The organism is Arcobacter sp. ISO1 (assembly GCF_058105185.1).
The window spans coordinates 2,028,981-2,046,658 of the sequence record NZ_CM176573.1 but is presented as its reverse complement, the minus strand read 5'-3'; the positions used below and the strand labels follow the sequence as shown (position 1 = coordinate 2,046,658).

Sequence of the window (17,678 nt, the reverse complement as noted above, 5' to 3'; positions counted from 1 at the left end):
CCCTTTTATAACTTTATATAAAAATTATCTAATCATTATAATAAAGATTTGATTAGTTTTTAAAGTTTATAGATCTAAATATGTACTTATATCTTCTTTTGTATCAATATCTATGGCATCTTTTTTTTCTAATTTTATTGCGGGAGCATTGTTTTTTACCAAAATTGATTTAGCTCCTTTATCCCCTTTTAGTTTTAACAAACTAGAATAATACTTTTTAGAAAATATTGCGGGAACAGTTGCTGAACTTCCATATTTTGATCCAATTAAAGAGTCTTGTTCCAAGTTTTCAATTAGTTTTTCATAATGGGATACTGGAATAAAAGGTTGGTCACATAACATAATTAAACATCTATCATACTCTTCAATTTGCGTTACACCAAAACAGATACTACTAGCAATACCATCTTGAAACCTTTGATTCACTGCAATTGCAATTGGGTAATCGATTATCTCTTCAACAATAGCAGTTGCTTTATCTCCTAAAACAACAGTTACATTATCACTTATAGCTAATGCTTTTTCAACAACAATTTTTATTAAAGTTTTGTTTTTGTATTTTACTAATTGCTTAGGTTTTCCTAATCTACTTGAGGTACCCGCAGCTAAAATTAAAACTGCTAAATCATCAACTTTTTCCAATTATAACTTCCCATTTTTATTTGCTTCTATTTCAGAACAAATAGATAAGGCGATTGATTCGGGGGTATAACTTCCAATATTTATCCCAATTGGAGCAAAAAATCTTTTATCCTTTTCTAAATTAAATTGCTCTTTTTTTCTTTTAGCATTTGTTTTATTACTCATTAGTCCAATATACCTTATATCTGTTTTTAATAAACTTTCTAAATAAGTATCATCTGTTTTTGGGTTATGACTTAAGATTACAGCAGCATCATAACTAAAAAAGTCAACATTGTTTATATCTTCTAATTTTTCTAAATCAATTAGTTTATCTGCTTCTTTGCAAAACTGTTTTTTTAATTGAACATCAATTATTGTAGTTTTCCAACCCATTAAATTTGCCATTGATATTAAAGGACTAATATGTGCACCGCTTCCAAAAATCAAAAGAGAAAATACTTTATTCATATATTTGCCAATCCCTTCATAATCATTTTCAAAATAAAAGGGGATGGTTTTATACTCACTATTTCCATGTCCAGAACTTGGGTCTTTTGTAATTGTTTCAAAAACTATTTCCTTTTTTGATTTTAAGGCAATTTCTGAATTATCCTTTACTTTTTCTTGTAAAAAACTACTTCCCAATACACCTGCAAACTCAGATTCTGAGTTTACAAGCATAAGGCTTCCTTTTTTAGAAAAACTTGAGCCAGTTGTAGTTTCCACATAGCTTAAAGCGATATCTAATTTTTTCTTCCTAGAATCATCTAAAAACCCATGTAATTGTTTATTTGAAAACATTATTTATCCAAGTTTTATCGGAAAATTTGTATATCTTTTTCCCGTTGCATCATATAAAGCATTGATTACTGCTGCAAACATTGGGGGAACTCCAACTTCACCAATACCACCAATCTTTTCACCAGAATTTATAATTTCTACATTTATAGTTTCAGGTGCATCTTTAATTCTATTTACCTCATAATCATAAAAATTGTTTTGAACAGTTGCCCCATTTTCCAATGAAATTTCTGCATATTTTATATATCCAATAGTAAAATTAATACACCCTTCTATTTGGTTTTCAATTCCTAATGGATTTATTGCCATACCACAATCAACTGCACCCCATACATTTTGGACTTTAAAATCATTATTTTCAACTTTTATTTTTACAACATATGCAACTATACTTCCAAATGATTCAGCAATAGCTACACCATAACCGCTATTTTTTTCCCTTTTATACCAATTTGATTGTTTAGCAACATTTTCCAATAACTTAACAAACCTAGGACTTTTTAGATTTTTAATTCTAAAATCAAGGGGATCAATATCTGAAGCAATAGCAGCTTCATCAACTATATTTTCAACAACAGGTGCTGAAGTTGTATGACCAACAGATCTTAACCATAATACAGGAACTGGTGATTCGGGACAAAATGCTTTTAAATCATGACTTGCAATATTATATGGATGTGTTTCTAAACCTTCTCTTTGTGATGCATCTATACCATCTTTATACATAAAGCCTTCAAAGATAGTACCTTTTGTTAAAGACTGATTGATAACATCTGCTTTAAAAGCTGTGATTTTACCATTTTCATCAACTGCCATTTTTGCTTTATTTACAGTAAGAGGTCTATAATAACCCATTTTAATATCATCTTCTCTAGTCCATAAAGTTTGTATTGGCCATTTTTCATCTTTTGCAACTAAAACAGCATCCACAACAAAATCACTTGATGGATTAGCTCGACGTCCAAAACTTGAACCTAAATAGTTATTATAATACTCTACATCATCAGGCTTTATTCCTAAAATTTTTGCACAAGTTCCTCTATAAAGTGTTTGAAGCTGACCACCTACAGACATAAATGCTTTTTCGCCTTTGTGATGAACAGTACAATTTAATGGTTCCATTGGTGCATGAGCTAAAAATGGGAAAGAATATTGTGCTTCAACTACTTTTTTAGCATTTTTAAAAGCATCATCTGTATTTCCATCTTTTTTCATAACTGGTAAATCATCTTTATCTAAATAGCCTATATACTCTTTTTCTAAGTCTTTAGAACTAACTTTTCCAAAATCACCTTTATCCCATTTTACTTCAACCTTTTCAATTGCCATTTTTGCTTGATACCAATTTTCAGCGATAATTGCAATTTTTTCATTTGAAAGTTTTTTAATCTTTAAAATCCCTGGCATATTTTTTGCTCTAGAATCATCATAACTAATAATTTTAGCTCCAAATGAAATAGGCTGAACAAGTGCCGCATATTTCATATCTGGTAATCTAACATCTATACCAAATTTTGCTTTTCCTGTAATTTTCTCTTCTACTTCAAGGGGATGTCTTTTTATTCTTTTACCAATTAAAGTATGATCTTTTGGATCTTTTAGTTTTACATCTTTTGGAAGTTTCATATCTTTAATATCATCAATTAATGAACCATATGAGATTTTTTCTTTAGTCTTTTTATTAATCACATAAGAATCTTTTGTTGATACATCATACATTCTTACTTGCCATTTTTTAGCAGCAGCACTTTTTAGCATATATCTTAGAGTCGCTCCAACTTGTCTTACTCTTTGTTGTTGCGTTTTAATACTCATTGAGCCACCAGTTAACATCATTGGCAGTCCTGGGATATTAAAGACATCATCTACAGGAGCTGGTTCAAAAATAATCTCATCCCAAAAGGCATCAAGTTCATCTGCTATGCACATTGCAATACCAGTATAAGCTCCCTGCCCCATTTCAACTTGTCCAAGATAAAATGTAATTGTATTATCTTTATCAATTTTTATAAATGCATTTGGTTCAATAACTTCACTTTTTTTCTCTACTTTTGCAGCCATTCCTTTTGTTGGTAAATGAAATCCTATAACAAAAGCTGAACTTAAAAGGGCACTATTTTTTACAAAATCTCTTCTATTTAAACTCATATTATGCTCCTTTACCAACAGATGAAACTGCTGTTAATATTTTGTTATAAGTTCCACATCTACAAATATTTCCATCCATAGCTGAAATAATCTCTTGTTTTGATGGGTTTGAATTAGACTTTAATAATCCTGCTGCATTTACAAGTTGTCCAGATTGACAATATCCACATTGTGCAACATCATGTTCTCGCCATTGAACTCTTAATGCTTTTAACTCTTTATCTTCTTTATTATCAATAGTTGTGATTTTTTTGCCATATGCTTTATTCACTGGAGTTGAGCAACTTCTAATTGCTTGATTATCCAATAATACTGTACAGGCTCCACACATACCAACACCACACCCAAATTTAGTTCCAGTGAGGTCTAAATAGTCTCTTAATACCCAAAGTATTGGTGTTTCTTCCTGAATATCTTTTAATTCAAATTTTTTTTCATCTACAAATATATGGTTCATATTTACTCCTAATTTCGAAATCTTACTAGTTTATTCTATGTGATTTTTTAAAAAATCAATAGAACAATCATCTATATTAATTGCCTAATTCTCCAAATTTATTAAATTTGATAATCAATTTAAATATTAATTTTAATCAAATTCTAAGTTAAATTTTAATTATAAATATATACAAAATCTGATTTATTAATTTCTATTTTTAAGTCTTCTTTTTCTGGGATTTTTTCATTAGAAATTGTTAAAAAAGGAATATTACTTAATCTTGCAAATCGTAAAGGAATCCCCAAATCATATTCAACATGCATTGATCCCACAAAAACCAACAACTTGTCTTTTTTAGTTTTCAAAACCTTTTTTGCAAGTTCTACAACATTTTTAGCCATATAACTATCCCAAGCAACCTGAACTCTATACATTCTTTCCTCACAGGGTTCATTTGTTTTATTTGGCATTTTTTTACAATGATTTAAATATGGCATAACTAATTTTCGATGGGCACTTACATTTAAATCTAAAGAATTATAAAAAGCTTTTTCATCTTTAGACATATCACTTATATTTCTAGTTGAGATTTTTTTTCTTTCTTTTTCTGTAAGATTAATTCCGTATAACATTCCACCATTTTTCTTAACAGTTTCATAAATTGGTTCTAGATACTCCCATTTAAACTTAGTGAACTTATCCCACTGCCTTTTTTCTTTTAAAGTTTTTAAATCTATTTTATCATCTGTATAATCTTTTAGTAGTTCATTCTGATTAGGAGAAAACCATTCATTTGCTAAATTTAGTTTATACCCTTCTTTATCCATCTGTTTTAGTAATCTAGTAAAAAATTCGTGGGTTTTTTTTGTATTATGATGATCGCCTACAAATATTACAGGATAGTGTTCAAATTGTTTTACAAGAGTTTGAATCTCAATCATCTTTCCCTCTTTATTTGAAAAAACACCCTCTTCTTTTTTCAAGTCATAACTTAAAACCAAATCTTTATTAGAACAAGCAGTAAAAACAAATAGTGTAAATATCAGTAAAAAAATATTTTTCAAATAAAATCCTTTAAATAATGAAAAATGATACAAACCATAATCTTAAAAAAACATATCTTATAAAATTTCATTAGATTTGTAAGGTATAAATAAACTTCAAGTTTAAAGTTTTTTTAGTATATATAAATAGTACTTGAAATTACTACATATTAATAAACTATTATGATATAATGCGCCCTTAAATTTTTTTTAATGGACTATAAATGACTGATACAATTAAAATATATAATGCAAAAGAAAACAACTTAAAAAATATAAATTTAGAGATCCCAAAAAATAAACTTATCGTTTTTACTGGTCTTTCAGGTTCTGGAAAATCAACTCTTGCTTTTGATACACTTTATGCAGAGGGGCAAAGAAGATATATTGAATCTCTTAGTGCTTATGCTAGACAATTCTTAGATAAAGTTGGTAAACCAGATGTTGAAAGGATTGAAGGATTAACTCCTGCAATTGCAATTGACCAAAAAACCACTTCTAAAAACCCAAGATCTACAGTTGGAACTATTACAGAGGTTTATGATTATTTTAGACTTTTATATGCAAGGGTTGGTAAACAACATTGTCATAAATGTGGACAACCAATCTCTCAAATGAGTGCAAGTGATGTAATTGATCAAGTTTTAAAACTTCCAGAAAATTCTAAAATAGTTATATTGGCTCCATTAGTCAATAGAAAAAAAGGAACCTTTGCAGATTTACTTGATAGCTTAAGAGGCAAAGGTTATGTAAGAGCTATGATTGATGGAGTTATGGCAAGACTTGATGAAGATGTTGAATTAGAAAAAAACAAAATGCATACTATTAAAGTTGTAATTGATAGAGTTGTGATAAAAGAAGAAAACAAAGATAGAATTGCCCAAGATGTTGAAAAAGGTTTAAAAGAATCTTTTGGAGAACTTGAAGTTGAAGTTATGAATCATGAAGAGGTAGGAGTTGATAAACATATTCACTATTCTGAACATATGGCTTGTTTTGATTGTAAAATCTCCTTTGAACCACTAGAGCCATTATCTTTCTCATTTAACTCACCAAAAGGAGCTTGTTCTTCTTGTGATGGTTTAGGTATTAGATATGCTTTAGATATGAAAAAAGTTATAAATGAAGAACTTCCTTTAGAAGATGGTGCCATAAAAATCATATATGGATTCAATAAAGGTTACTACTTTAAGATGCTTATTGCTTATTGTCAAGGGGCTGGAATAGATATAACAATTCCATTTAAGCAGTTACCAGAACATCAACAAAAATCTATTTTACATGGTGGAGTTGAAGAGGCAAAATTTGTTTGGAAAAGACATAATCTAACTAGAAAATGGGAAGGTATTGTAAAAATTGCCTATGATATGATAAAAGATGAAAAAGACATGGCTGAATTTATGACTGAGAAAAAATGTTCAGATTGTAATGGAAATAGATTAAAACCCTCATCTCAAAGTGTTTTTGTTGCAAAAAAGACTATTTCTGATGTAATAAACAAACCAATTGAAGAAGCCCATGCCTTTTTCCAAGATGAAAAAAACTTTGAATACTTAAGTGACCAATATAAAATGATTGCGGCTCCTATTTTAAAAGAGATAAAAGAAAGAATCTTCTTTTTAAATGATGTAGGTCTTGGATATATAACCTTAGGAAGAGATGCTAGAACTATTTCAGGAGGGGAAGCTCAAAGAATTAGAGTTGCTTCACAAATTGGTTCAGGACTAACAGGAGTTATGTATGTACTAGATGAACCATCAATTGGACTTCATGAAAGAGATACAAGTAAACTAATTAAAACATTAAAAGCCTTACAAGAAAAAGGTAATAGTGTAATTGTAGTTGAACATGATAAAGAAACAATTGAAGCTGCTGATTTTATTGTTGATATTGGTCCAAATGCTGGTAAATATGGTGGAGAAATTGTTTTTGCTGGAACATTAAAACAAATGAACAAAGCTAAAACATTAACTGCACAATATATAAATGGAAAGAAAAAAATAGAATATCTACACAATAGACCTCAAAAAGAGTTTATTGAAATAAAAAATGTAAATATCAATAATATTGAAAACCTTGATGTAAAAATACCATTGAAAAACCTATGTGCTATTTCAGGGGTTAGTGGAAGTGGTAAATCATCACTTATTTTACAAACCCTACTTCCTGTTGCAAAAGAGTTATTAAATCATGCAAGAAAAGTAAATAAAGTTGATGGTGTAGAGATTCAAGGTTTAGAAAAACTTGATAAAGTTATATATCTAGATCAATCTCCAATTGGAAGAACACCAAGATCTAACCCTGCAACATATACAGGTCTAATGGATGAGATTAGAACACTTTTTGCAAAAACAAAAGAAGCTGAAATTAGAGGATATAAAATAGGTAGATTCTCATTTAATGTTAAAGGTGGTAGATGTGAGAAATGTCAAGGGGAAGGTGAGATAAAAATTGAGATGCATTTCTTACCAGATATCATGGTTAAATGTGATGATTGTGGAGGGCATCGATATAATGCACAAACACTTGAAATCCTTTATAAAGGGAAAAATATCTCTGATGTACTTAATATGAGTGTAGATGAAGCTTTAGAATTTTTTCAAAAAGTTCCAAAAATAAAAGCTAAACTTCAAACATTAAGTGATGTTGGACTTGGATATATTACCCTTGGGCAAAATGCAGTTACCCTTTCAGGTGGAGAGGCTCAAAGAATTAAATTATCAAAAGAGCTTAGTAAAAAAGATACTGGAAATACTTTATATGTATTAGATGAACCTACAACAGGACTTCATTTTGCAGATGTTGATAGATTAACAAAAGTGTTACACCATCTAGTTGAAGTTGGGAATTCAGTTCTTGTAATTGAACACAATCTTGATGTTATTAAAAACTCTGATTGGGTTATAGATATGGGACCTGAGGGTGGAAACAAAGGTGGAAAAATTATTGCAGAAGGTACACCTGAAGAGTTAGCAAAAACATATAAAGAAACCTCTTCTTACACAGGATACTATTTAGATAAAGAATTAAATGGTAAATAATAATATCTTTATCCAAGAAACTTCTATTGAGAGGTTTATTTATGCAATTGAAAATAAAATGTTTATACAAGCCCATGAGTTATTAGAAGAGGATTGGAGAGAATATAAAAATATTTATAAACAAACAGATGATAAAATTTACTGGATTAGAGCAAAGGCAGTTCAAGGACTTATAAATGGTGCAACTGCGCTAGCTTTGTATTTTGATAAAAAAAGACCACATAGTTATGAAAAGATTTGGAAAGTTTTTGAAAAATATGATCCTTTATTGAAAGAATCAGGCTTAAAAGATTTAGAAAAATATTTTTATGCCAGAGATTTACTAATAAAAATAAATAGCACAATCAAGTAGCCAAACTAATTAATTTAATTCAGCTGCTTGTTCTGCTTTAGCTTGAGCTATAAAATAAGCTTTCAGTTTCATCATCTCATCAGTGGGAAACTGACTTTCAGACTCTCCTCTTACAGCTTTTACAAAAAAGTCTTTCGAATCATTATTAAACCCAAAATTTAGATTTGTAAGTACCACCTCTTGATATTTTGCAACATCTTGTGCAGTTACCTCTTTTGTTTCCTTTGATTCAGAAACCTCATTATTTATTTCATTAGTAGACGAAGATTCTTCTATATTTTTCAGGAAAGAATCTTTAGCTAATTGTTTTGCTTCATCACCACTTTTTATTTTCGCAATTTCACTTGAAGGTTGTATTTGTTGAATCAAAATCTGCTGATTATCAGCATACTGATTCATATTAGAAATCAATCCATATTCCATGACTACCTCCTTTTTTTATTATTATACAAAAATTTTGTTTTTTTTGTCAAAAAAAATTCATTTTCATAATTTTTTTGGTATTATACGTTGTTAATTTTATAATAAAGGAGTAGTGATTGGAAGATAGTTCCCAGAGGTGCAGTTTAATAAATAAAGGTGTTAAATGGATATATTAATATTTCTGTTTATACTTGTAATTGGCACGTCATTTTTATGTTCTGTTTTAGAATCAGTTATTCTATCTACGAATTTTAGCTATATCTCAGTAGTTGAAAATGAAAATCCAAAAGCTGGAAAACTTTTAAAAGATCTTAAAACAAATATTGATCAATCTATTGCTTCAATATTAATTTTAAATACTATAGCAAATACTTTAGGTGCAACAGCAATTGGTGTACAAGCTCAAAGCGTATTTGAAGGTGATTCAACATTAGTAATGATTGTTTCAATAGTATTAACTTTTGCAATTTTATTTGTTGCAGAGATTATTCCAAAAACAATTGGTGCAGTTTACTGGAAGCAACTAGCTCCAATAAGCGCAAGAATAATTAAATTATTTGTATTTTTCACTTATCCAATAATTTTAATTACGCAATTTGTAACTAAAAAAATTAAAGGCAATGAAAACTCTGACTCAATATCAAGAGAAGAACTAATTCATACTACACTTTTAAGTGAAGAAGAAGGTGTTATTGGAGATTTAGAATCAGATATTATTGAAAATACTTTAACATTAAATGAAATAAAAATAAAAGATATTTTAACCCCAAGATCTGTAATGTATGCAGTTGAAAAAAATACTGTAATTAAAGATATATTAGAAGATAAAAGGACTTATAAGTTTTCAAGAGTTCCTGTATATGAAGGTACAATTGATAATATAATTGGAGTTATTTTAACAAAAAAGCTTTTTAAACAAGCTATTAAAAATGAGACAGCTACAATTGAAGCAATTATGAAACCTGTATTTGCTTTAAATGAAAATATTCCTGTTGGAAAAGCTTTAAATAAATTTATTGAAAAAAGAGAACATATGTTTATTGTTCTTGATAATTATGATCAAACTGAAGGAATTATTACTTTAGAAGATTGTATTGAAACACTTTTAGGCTTAGAAATTATGGACGAGTCTGATACAACAGCTGATATGAGAAGATTAGCACTAAATAAGATGAAAGCAAAAAGAAAAGAAAGAGCAAGCAAAGGAGCTTAAGCTTTTTCTTTTTTGAGGATTTAAATATGTTAAAAGAGTTTATTAATTCATTTAAAAGTTGTGTTTTGTCAACTATTGATGAAAAAGGAAATCCCTTTACAAGTTATGCACCTTTTATTATTCAAGATGGCAAATACTATGTTTATATTAGCTCAATGGCTAAACATACTAAAAATCTTGACTTACATAAAAAAGTAGCATTATTTTTTATTGAAGATGAAATTTCTTGTGAAAATATATTTGGTAGAAAAAGAGTGATTTTACAATGTCATTCAAAAAAACTTCCAAGAGACACTGATAGTTTTGAAAAACTTGTAAATATTTTTGAAGAAAAACATGGTTCAACTATGAAAATGTTAAAATCAATGAAAGATTTTTCATTCTATGAATTTGAAGTTTTTGATGGTGAAGCAGTATTTGGCTTTGGAGAAGCCTATAATGTAGGTGGAAAAAATTTTGATGAATTAGTAGAAAGAAAAGGATTAAGCGGCCATAAGAAATAAATTTCTTATGGTGCCAGTCTTTCTATTTTCCAAGTATTATCTTCTTGTAAAGTATAAACAAATCTATCATGTAATCTATTTTCTCCACCTTGCCAAAACTCAATTTTAATAGGCTTTACAATATAACCTCCCCAAAAATCAGGGAAAGGTATCTCCCCTTTTACAAACTTGTTTTTTATTTCGTTAAATTTTGCTTCAAGTAAAGACCTTGAGCTAATAACTTCACTCTGGTGAGAAACCCAGGCACCTATTTGACTACCCTTAGGTCTAGATAAAAAATATTTTAAAGACTCTTTTGTAGAAATTTTTTCTATAGTTCCTTCAATTTTTACTTGTCTATCTAAATCTAGCCAAGGAAATAACATCCCCGCATAAGGATTTTCTTCTACATCAACTGCTTTTTTTGATTTATAATTGGAAAAGAACACAAATCCTTTTTTATCAAAAATCTTCATCAAAACAGTTCTTACACTTGGAATTTTATCATTTCCAACCGTTGCAAGAGCAAAAGCATTGGGTTCAGTAAGTTTTGCATCAAGAGCTTGTTGAAACCATAATTCAAATTGTACCATGGGATCAGGATTTAAATCTTTTTCATCAAGACCTTTTTTTCTATATTCACGTCTCATAGATGTTACATCAATCAATTTTTGTTCCTAATGTTAATATTTATAATTTTAACATTTTTAAATGTAAGTTTGTAGGAGATTTTTGAAGACAGAAGCAGAAATAAAAAAATTATTCTTCTATTTCTGCTGTAGTTTGAGTTTCTAATTCTTTTTGTGAATCAGTTTTTAGAAGCTCTGAGATTTTTTCATCAATTATTGTTAAGGTCTCTTTTTGTGTTTGATATGAAATTTCAGGTAATGTTCCACCCCACATTTTTTCAGCTTCTTCAAAACCTTGAACAACACCTCTTCTTGCTTCTTGCAATGCTTCTACATTATCTCCTGCAAGATTTATAACAAAAGAACTAACTCTTTTAGATGTCTCTGTAATACCAAAAAAACCTTCATCAGAAACTAAATCTTTTGCTTCATCTGTAGATAATTCGGTAATAGGTTTACCGTCATATCCAATAGATTTTAATGAAAAGCCACCATCTATCTCTTTTCCAGATAAAAAATCATACACTTCTGTATTATTAATAATGTTCATTAATGAACTTTGAGCTGAAGTATTGGTTTGAGAGTATTCAACACTTTTAATATTTAAAAATACTTTCAAACTTTCCATTGAAATTGAAACATTAACTGCAGAATTATGAATTTTACTTTCATTGCTTGCTGGGTCATGAATCTTATGGCCTTCTAAAGGGTTTTGCACCTTGTTATGTTCAGCCACTTTTTCATAAGCTTTTGCTTTTTCAGCTTGAAATGTACTATTTAACTGGTTATCAACGTTTAAACTGACTGCATCCATTTCAAACTCCTTATTATATATTATCTAACTGTACTATTACATTTCTTAATATTAGCTTATGTCTTAATCTTTATTTATATAATATTTAGTTTTATCTTTAATTTTATTTCTATATTTTATTTTAGTTTTTTTTCACTATAATATTTGCGATTAGGGGAAACATTAATGGGAAAATCTTTTTATTTTTTATTTTTTATAACTATTTGTGCATATGCAAACACTTCAAGTTATACTACTACTGAACAAAATGTTTTTAAAATAAACCAGGGAAATAAGGTACTTGTACCCTTTGAAGATGAATTTCTAAAAAAAGAGATTAATGTAGAGATAAAAAAATTATTAAAAATAAAAAACCCTTCAAAACTAAGTTACAATCTAACAAGAAAATATTACAAACACCATAATTATAAGCCTTTCTTTATATCTGACAATGGGATTAAAAATATTGCCTTTGAACTTCTTACAACTATTAAAAAAGATGAAGTCTTAAAACCTATTATCTCTAAATTTTTTGATATTGATTCAATTCAAAGACAAATTGATCTAATAAATCAAACTACTTTAGAAGCAGAAGAATTAGTAAAGTTAGATTTCATGTTAATTTCCACTTATCACATATATATGAGACATCTATCAAAAGGTGTAATTGATTGGGTTAAGTTTGAAGAGGACTTGGTAAAACTTGACGAAAAAGAAGAGATAATTGCAAAATGGCAAAGATACAAAGTTTATACTAACTATAGAAAACTACTTTATAAAGCTGTTAAAAATGATGATATTTCTTTAGCTATAAATAAAGTAAACTATACTTTTCCTAAGGTAAAAGAGTTATCAAATACAATTGATAAATATGAACAGATTAAGAAAAATGGTGGTTTTATAAAAATTCCAGAAATTACAAAATCATTAAAAAAAGACAACTATTATTCACAAATTTATTATTTAAGACAAAGACTTTATCAAAGTGGTGATTTAGAAAATGTGGATTGTGAAATAGAAGATAAAATTGATAAAAATAATAATATAAAAAACTGTTATGATTATTTTGATAATTCAGTTTTTGAAGCAGTTAAAAAATTTCAAAAAAGACATGGCTTAATTGTTGACGGAATTATTGGAAAAAATACAGTTAAATGGTTAAATCTTTCTATTGATAAAAGAATTAAAATCATAAGGCTAAATCTTGAAAGAATGAGATGGATGCCAAGAAATCTTGGAGAAAAATATATAATTGTTAATATCCCTGATTTTCAATTAAAAATGTATAATAACTCAAAAAAGATTTTAGATATGGCTGTAGTTGTAGGAGAAAGAGAGCACCCTACTCCAATCTTTAGCCATAGAGTCTCAACTGTTGTTTTAAACCCTTATTGGAGAATACCTCAAAGAATTGTAAGACGTGAAATTATTCCAAAACTTGTAGAAGATTCTATGTATTTAGTTGAAAATGAAATTAAAGCATTTGAAAACTGGGATCATAAATCAATGGAATATGATGTATCTGCTGTTGATTGGAATATGTATTTAGACAATGAATTAATTGGTACAAGTGAATCTGCTCCAATGAGATTTATTCAAATCCCAGGAGATAAAAACCCTTTAGGAAGAATGAAATTCTTATTTCCAAATAAATATTCGGTATATCTTCATGATACACCAGCTAAATCATTATTTAAAAAAGCAACAAGGGCATTTTCACATGGATGCATTAGAGTTTCCCAACCAAATGAATTACTAAAAGCAATAGCAAAAGAGGATAAAACTTTTAAATATGAAGAAGCTCAAGAGATTTTAGATGATATTGAAAAGAAAGACCTAGATTTAAAAAATAAAATTCCTGTTCATATAGTTTATTTAACTTCTTGGATTGATGAAGAAGGAAATATCCAATTTAGAGATGATATTTACAATTATGATAGGATGCAAATGAAATATATTTATGAAAATTAAGAAACGAATTTAAAAGTTTTTAAACTCTCTTTTAATTGTTTTATATCATCCAATTCTAAAAAGGACTCGGGGGTTACAAGATATTTCATAAATCTAACTTCTGCATTTGTAAAACCATCTAACTCTTTATCTTTTATAGAGGTTTCTTTAGTAGTTATTCTAACTCTTTTTAGTCTTCCATTTTTATTTTTTACATAAAAGACTAAATCAAAATCCCTTGTATTTATTTTCTCAATAGTTACAAATACATTAGAAATATAATCTGAATATGAAGGTACAAGTTTTAAAAACTCATCAATATCTAAAAATCCTATATAAAGTTTTGTATAAATACCAAAATATAAAGAGAGTTTTTTTGATTTGAAAAAGTTTAAATCCACAAAACCTTTTTCTCTACTTTTTTTAAATATCCATTCTAAAGTTTGAAAATAGATAAATTTTGAATGTCTTATTGTATAAGCTTCTATAAATTTCTCATGGGTATATGGTGTTTTAAAATTACGTTTTTTTCTATTAAAAACAAGTTGTTTTAGTAACTCATCATCATTTAAATCTTTTGTAATCCAAATGGTACAGTATTGAGGGAACCTCTTTAATCCGATTGTTCCTTGTGTTAAAATTATCAAAGCTCTAATATGATACTTTGGAAATAAAACCTTTAATAAAGCATATTTCTTTTCTAATCTTTTATTTAAACTAACTGTTTTTTTAGAAGTACTCATTTCCACAAAATAAAGTGCATCGTCAGTAAAAAAAAGTGCATCAAATTCACTTATATCTTTATAATTTGATTTATAAGCAATTTGTAGCTTTTTATCGATCATCAAGCCTGTTTTATAAAATTTATCTATTCTATTTTGGTGAGGACCTTTTAGAACAAACTTTGTAATAAATTCATTATGTAATGCATATTCTAATAGTAATTCGTAGATAACATTTTCAAAAACTTCACCTTTAAAGCTATTATAAGTAGCAATATCCTCTAAAGGTATCTCTTTATTTTCTGATTTTAAAAGGGGTTTTACATTTCTTGAATCATATTTATAGAAGTATAGATGTTCTTTAATTTTTGTTATGTCTAAATTTTTTATTTCTTTTGATATTTTTAATTGTTGCAAATCACTTAACTTTCTTTAAAAACCTTTAATTTTGGGGATTATACCTAAACTTGCTAACTTTGTAAAGTGAATTTAAATAAATAAAAATATAATTATTTAAAATAAAAGAAAATGGGTTATATGAAACATATTACAGTTTTAATTATTATAGTTTTTACTTTTGCAGCTTGTGGTACAAAACAGATTACAAAAAATAAAATTTTGGAACAAAAAGAATCAAATGTTTTAAAACTTTATTCTAAAGTTATCTCCTTATCAGAAAAAATAGATAGAAAAGAGGCAAAAAAGTTTTCACAAGAAGTTATATTCTTCTCAAAAAAATTAGCCTTTGAATATGAGGTTCAAACTCCTGCTTTGATGCACAATACCTTAATCAATTTAGGTTTAAAACAAAGAGGACTTTGTTATCATTATGCTAATGATCTATTAGATTTTCTTAAAAGTAAAAAATATAAAAGTATAGGTTTTAAAAAAGTCATTGCAAAAAGAGGTGAATATTTTGAACATACTGCTTTGATTTTGACTAGAGATGATATTAAATTTGAAAATGCTATTATATTTGATGCTTGGAGAGATTCAGGTGAACTTTATTTTAGTAAAATAAAAAATGATACAAGATACAAATGGGAGTTAAAATAGATGAAAAAAAATATATTAATCACAGGTTGTAGTTCAGGACTTGGACTGGCATTAACAAACTATTATTTAGATAAAGACTATATAGTTTATGGAATTAGCAGAACTAAACCAAATATTGAACATAAAAACTTTAATTTTAAAAAATATGATTTATCAAAAATTGAACTTATAAACCAAGACTTAAGCCCATTTTTATCACAAATAAGAGAGTTTGAAGTGGTTTATTTAAATGCTGGAATGTTAGGTGGAATTAAAATTTTAAAAGATTTATCTGTAAATGAAATAAAAGAAGTTTTAGACCTAAATGTTTTTGCAAATAAAGAACTTCTTGATATCTTAAGCCCAATGCAAATAGAAACAATAATTGGTATATCCTCAGGAGCTTCAATTAAAGGCTCTAAAGGATGGGGAGCATATTCGCTTTCAAAGGCTAGCTTAAATATGTTACTTTCACTTTATTCAAAAGAGATGTTGGATACTAAACTTTTAGCAGTTGCCCCTGGAGTTATTGAAACACCAATGACTGATGTGATTAGGTTTGATGTAGATGATAATATTTTCACCTCTGCAAAGGTTTTAAAAGAAGGAGAAATCCAACAGCCACTTGATGCAGCTGCTAGATTAGATGAAGTTGCAAAAAGAGCTGATGAGTTTGAATCAGGCTCTTTTATTGACATAAGAAATATATAAACTTATATACCTGTTTCTTTTTTTATTTTTTTGATATTTGATAACATCAAGATTGAAATAACTAAAGCTATTAAGAAAAACCCTGAAAATACATATAGTGTTTGAGAATAGCTTCCTGTTACATCTTTTACAATTGATATAATTAATGGACCAACTAAACCAGCAGCTGCCCATGCTGTTAAGATATATCCATGAATAGCACCTAACTCTTTTGTTCCAAAAATATCACCAATATAAGCTGGAATTGAAGCAAAACCTCCACCATAACAACTCATTATAAAATATAATATCACTTGAAAAACAACAATTTCACTAATTGAAGGTAACATATAAAAAGCAACTGCTTGTGTTGCAAAAAATATTATATAAACAACTGGCCTTGTTAAAAGATCTGATAATGAAGCCCAGAAAATTCTTCCTGCACCATTAAATATACCCATTAAACCAACTGCAGCAGCAGCTGCGATTGCTGAGATACCAACAACTTCTTGAAGTAAAGGAGAAGCAACACCAATAATTGCAATACCACATGTAACATTTATAAACAGCATCAACCATAAACCATAAAACCTTGGAGTTTTAATAGCTTCATTAACAGTTAAATTTGCTAAGTCTTTTTTTAACTTTTTCTTACCTGATTCAATTTTCTTTTTAAATTTTTCTGGCATAAAATCTTCTTCTGGTTTTTGTAAATAAAGTGCAGATAAAAACATAACTACAAAATAAATGGCACCCAAAATAAAAAATGTATTTGAAATTCCAACTTTTTCTATTAAAATCTTAATTGTAGGACCCCAAATAGCCGAAGCAAAACCAAATCCCATAATTGCTAAACCAGTAGCCATCCCTCTTTTATCAGGGAACCACTTCACTAAAGTTGAAACTGGTGAGATATAACCAATACCTAAACCACATCCCCCTAATACTCCATAAAAAAAGTATAAAAGTAGTTTTGATTCCATCAAAATTGCAAGTCCTGAACCAATGGTACCCAAACCAAATAATGAAGCAGCAATTAATGCTGATACCCTAGGTCCATTTTTCTCTACAAATTTACCCATAAGTGCAGCAGATAATCCCAAAAAGAAAATTGCAACACTAAATGCAATAGTTACATCAGTTAAGTTCCATTGCATTTGTTCTTGGATTGGTTTTACATAAACACTCCATGCGTATACAGAACCAATACAAATATGTACACCAACAGCAGCAAGTGCCATTAGCCATCTATTTTTTTCAATCATTATTTTATTCCCCATAAGTAAAATGAAA

At 28.2% G+C, this 17,678-nt stretch carries 17 protein-coding genes; 7 read left to right on the top strand and 10 right to left on the bottom strand.

Features of this window, described 5'->3' with window-relative positions; translation table 11 throughout:
- Positions 1-66: 66 nt before the first annotated feature.
- From AC2TY9_RS10175 to AC2TY9_RS10155, 5 genes are all read right to left on the bottom strand, one after another.
- Positions 67-642 (bottom strand): nucleotidyltransferase family protein, encoded by a 576-nt coding sequence (locus AC2TY9_RS10175; RefSeq protein WP_489777347.1) that lies wholly within the window; start codon positions 640-642, stop codon positions 67-69.
- On the bottom strand, positions 643-1,425 hold the full coding sequence (locus tag AC2TY9_RS10170; protein WP_489777346.1) for an XdhC family protein: 783 nt from the start codon (positions 1,423-1,425) through the stop codon (positions 643-645).
- A gap of 3 nt (positions 1,426-1,428) precedes the next feature.
- The gene (locus tag AC2TY9_RS10165; protein ID WP_489777345.1) at positions 1,429-3,573 is read right to left on the bottom strand and encodes a xanthine dehydrogenase family protein molybdopterin-binding subunit; all 2,145 of its coding nucleotides are present in this window, start codon (positions 3,571-3,573) and stop codon (positions 1,429-1,431) included.
- 1 nt (position 3,574) lies between these two features.
- Positions 3,575-4,030: a (2Fe-2S)-binding protein gene (locus tag AC2TY9_RS10160; RefSeq protein ID WP_489777344.1), complete on the bottom strand. Its 456-nt coding sequence runs from the start codon at positions 4,028-4,030 to the stop codon at positions 3,575-3,577.
- 155 nt (positions 4,031-4,185) lie between these two features.
- Positions 4,186-5,076 (bottom strand): ChaN family lipoprotein, encoded by an 891-nt coding sequence (locus AC2TY9_RS10155; RefSeq protein ID WP_489777343.1) that lies wholly within the window; start codon positions 5,074-5,076, stop codon positions 4,186-4,188.
- 203 nt (positions 5,077-5,279) lie between these two features.
- Between AC2TY9_RS10155 and uvrA the strand changes: the two genes are divergently transcribed.
- Both uvrA and AC2TY9_RS10145 read left to right on the top strand, forming a co-directional pair.
- The gene (gene uvrA, locus AC2TY9_RS10150; protein WP_489777342.1) at positions 5,280-8,096 is read left to right on the top strand and encodes an excinuclease ABC subunit UvrA; all 2,817 of its coding nucleotides are present in this window, start codon (positions 5,280-5,282) and stop codon (positions 8,094-8,096) included.
- Entirely contained in the window at positions 8,086-8,448 is a 363-nt protein-coding gene (locus tag AC2TY9_RS10145; protein WP_489777341.1) for a DUF309 domain-containing protein, read from the top strand. The genes uvrA and AC2TY9_RS10145 overlap by 11 nt, the downstream gene beginning before the upstream one ends.
- 9 nt (positions 8,449-8,457) lie before the next feature.
- Here AC2TY9_RS10145 and AC2TY9_RS10140 read toward each other — a convergent pair whose 3' ends face one another.
- Positions 8,458-8,871, bottom strand: coding sequence for a hypothetical protein (locus AC2TY9_RS10140; protein ID WP_489777340.1), 414 nt, complete (start codon positions 8,869-8,871; stop codon positions 8,458-8,460).
- A 163-nt stretch (positions 8,872-9,034) separates the two neighbouring features.
- Between AC2TY9_RS10140 and AC2TY9_RS10135 the strand changes: the two genes are divergently transcribed.
- Together AC2TY9_RS10135 and AC2TY9_RS10130 are read left to right on the top strand one after the other, a co-directional pair.
- A complete protein-coding gene (locus AC2TY9_RS10135; RefSeq protein ID WP_489777339.1) occupies positions 9,035-10,084 on the top strand; it encodes a hemolysin family protein in 1,050 nt (349 codons plus the stop codon).
- Between the two features lie 26 nt (positions 10,085-10,110).
- On the top strand, positions 10,111-10,587 hold the full coding sequence (locus AC2TY9_RS10130; protein WP_489777338.1) for a HugZ family pyridoxamine 5'-phosphate oxidase: 477 nt from the start codon (positions 10,111-10,113) through the stop codon (positions 10,585-10,587).
- A gap of 5 nt (positions 10,588-10,592) precedes the next feature.
- Here the strand turns inward: AC2TY9_RS10130 and pdxH are convergent, their stop codons facing one another.
- Both pdxH and AC2TY9_RS10120 read right to left on the bottom strand, forming a co-directional pair.
- A complete protein-coding gene (gene pdxH / locus AC2TY9_RS10125) occupies positions 10,593-11,234 on the bottom strand; it encodes a pyridoxamine 5'-phosphate oxidase (protein ID WP_489777337.1) in 642 nt (213 codons plus the stop codon).
- Positions 11,235-11,325: 91 nt separating this feature from the next.
- Positions 11,326-12,009, bottom strand: coding sequence for a hydrogenase-4 component G (locus AC2TY9_RS10120; RefSeq protein WP_489777335.1), 684 nt, complete (start codon positions 12,007-12,009; stop codon positions 11,326-11,328).
- A gap of 165 nt (positions 12,010-12,174) precedes the next feature.
- Here AC2TY9_RS10120 and AC2TY9_RS10115 point away from each other — a divergent pair, with 165 nt between their 5' ends.
- Positions 12,175-13,959 carry a L,D-transpeptidase family protein gene (locus tag AC2TY9_RS10115; RefSeq protein ID WP_489777334.1) on the top strand — a complete coding sequence of 595 codons (1,785 nt, stop codon included), beginning with the start codon at positions 12,175-12,177 and terminating at the stop codon, positions 13,957-13,959.
- On the opposite strand, the gene AC2TY9_RS10110 is transcribed toward AC2TY9_RS10115, so the two are convergent.
- A complete protein-coding gene (locus tag AC2TY9_RS10110) occupies positions 13,956-15,077 on the bottom strand; it encodes a hypothetical protein (RefSeq protein ID WP_489777333.1) in 1,122 nt (373 codons plus the stop codon). The genes AC2TY9_RS10115 and AC2TY9_RS10110 overlap by 4 nt on opposite strands.
- A gap of 120 nt (positions 15,078-15,197) precedes the next feature.
- On the opposite strand from AC2TY9_RS10110, the gene AC2TY9_RS10105 reads away from it, so the two are divergent.
- Together AC2TY9_RS10105 and AC2TY9_RS10100 are read left to right on the top strand one after the other, a co-directional pair.
- A complete protein-coding gene (locus AC2TY9_RS10105) occupies positions 15,198-15,716 on the top strand; it encodes a hypothetical protein (protein ID WP_489777332.1) in 519 nt (172 codons plus the stop codon).
- Positions 15,717-16,406 (top strand): SDR family NAD(P)-dependent oxidoreductase, encoded by a 690-nt coding sequence (locus tag AC2TY9_RS10100; protein ID WP_489777331.1) that lies wholly within the window; start codon positions 15,717-15,719, stop codon positions 16,404-16,406.
- Positions 16,407-16,408: 2 nt separating this feature from the next.
- On the opposite strand, the gene AC2TY9_RS10095 is transcribed toward AC2TY9_RS10100, so the two are convergent.
- Positions 16,409-17,650, bottom strand: a complete 1,242-nt coding sequence (locus tag AC2TY9_RS10095; protein ID WP_489777330.1) for an L-lactate MFS transporter — start codon at positions 17,648-17,650, stop codon at positions 16,409-16,411.
- Between the last annotated feature and the right edge of the window lie 28 nt (positions 17,651-17,678).

Bases quoted from the DNA above. Each gene is read 5' to 3' on its own strand.
- AC2TY9_RS10160 (WP_489777344.1), bottom strand. From the start codon at position 4,030: ATGAACCATATATTTGTAGATGAAAAAAAATTTGAATTAAAAGATATT.
- AC2TY9_RS10105 (WP_489777332.1), top strand. From the start codon at position 15,198: ATGAAACATATTACAGTTTTAATTATTATAGTTTTTACTTTTGCAGCT.
- AC2TY9_RS10115 (WP_489777334.1), top strand. From the start codon at position 12,175: ATGGGAAAATCTTTTTATTTTTTATTTTTTATAACTATTTGTGCATAT.
- AC2TY9_RS10130 (WP_489777338.1), top strand. From the start codon at position 10,111: ATGTTAAAAGAGTTTATTAATTCATTTAAAAGTTGTGTTTTGTCAACT.
- AC2TY9_RS10145 (WP_489777341.1), top strand. From the start codon at position 8,086: ATGGTAAATAATAATATCTTTATCCAAGAAACTTCTATTGAGAGGTTT.
- AC2TY9_RS10140 (WP_489777340.1), bottom strand. From the start codon at position 8,871: ATGGAATATGGATTGATTTCTAATATGAATCAGTATGCTGATAATCAG.
- AC2TY9_RS10135 (WP_489777339.1), top strand. From the start codon at position 9,035: ATGGATATATTAATATTTCTGTTTATACTTGTAATTGGCACGTCATTT.
- AC2TY9_RS10120 (WP_489777335.1), bottom strand. From the start codon at position 12,009: ATGGATGCAGTCAGTTTAAACGTTGATAACCAGTTAAATAGTACATTT.
- AC2TY9_RS10095 (WP_489777330.1), bottom strand. From the start codon at position 17,650: ATGATTGAAAAAAATAGATGGCTAATGGCACTTGCTGCTGTTGGTGTA.
- AC2TY9_RS10170 (WP_489777346.1), bottom strand. From the start codon at position 1,425: ATGTTTTCAAATAAACAATTACATGGGTTTTTAGATGATTCTAGGAAG.
- AC2TY9_RS10100 (WP_489777331.1), top strand. From the start codon at position 15,717: ATGAAAAAAAATATATTAATCACAGGTTGTAGTTCAGGACTTGGACTG.
- AC2TY9_RS10165 (WP_489777345.1), bottom strand. From the start codon at position 3,573: ATGAGTTTAAATAGAAGAGATTTTGTAAAAAATAGTGCCCTTTTAAGT.
- uvrA (WP_489777342.1), top strand. From the start codon at position 5,280: ATGACTGATACAATTAAAATATATAATGCAAAAGAAAACAACTTAAAA.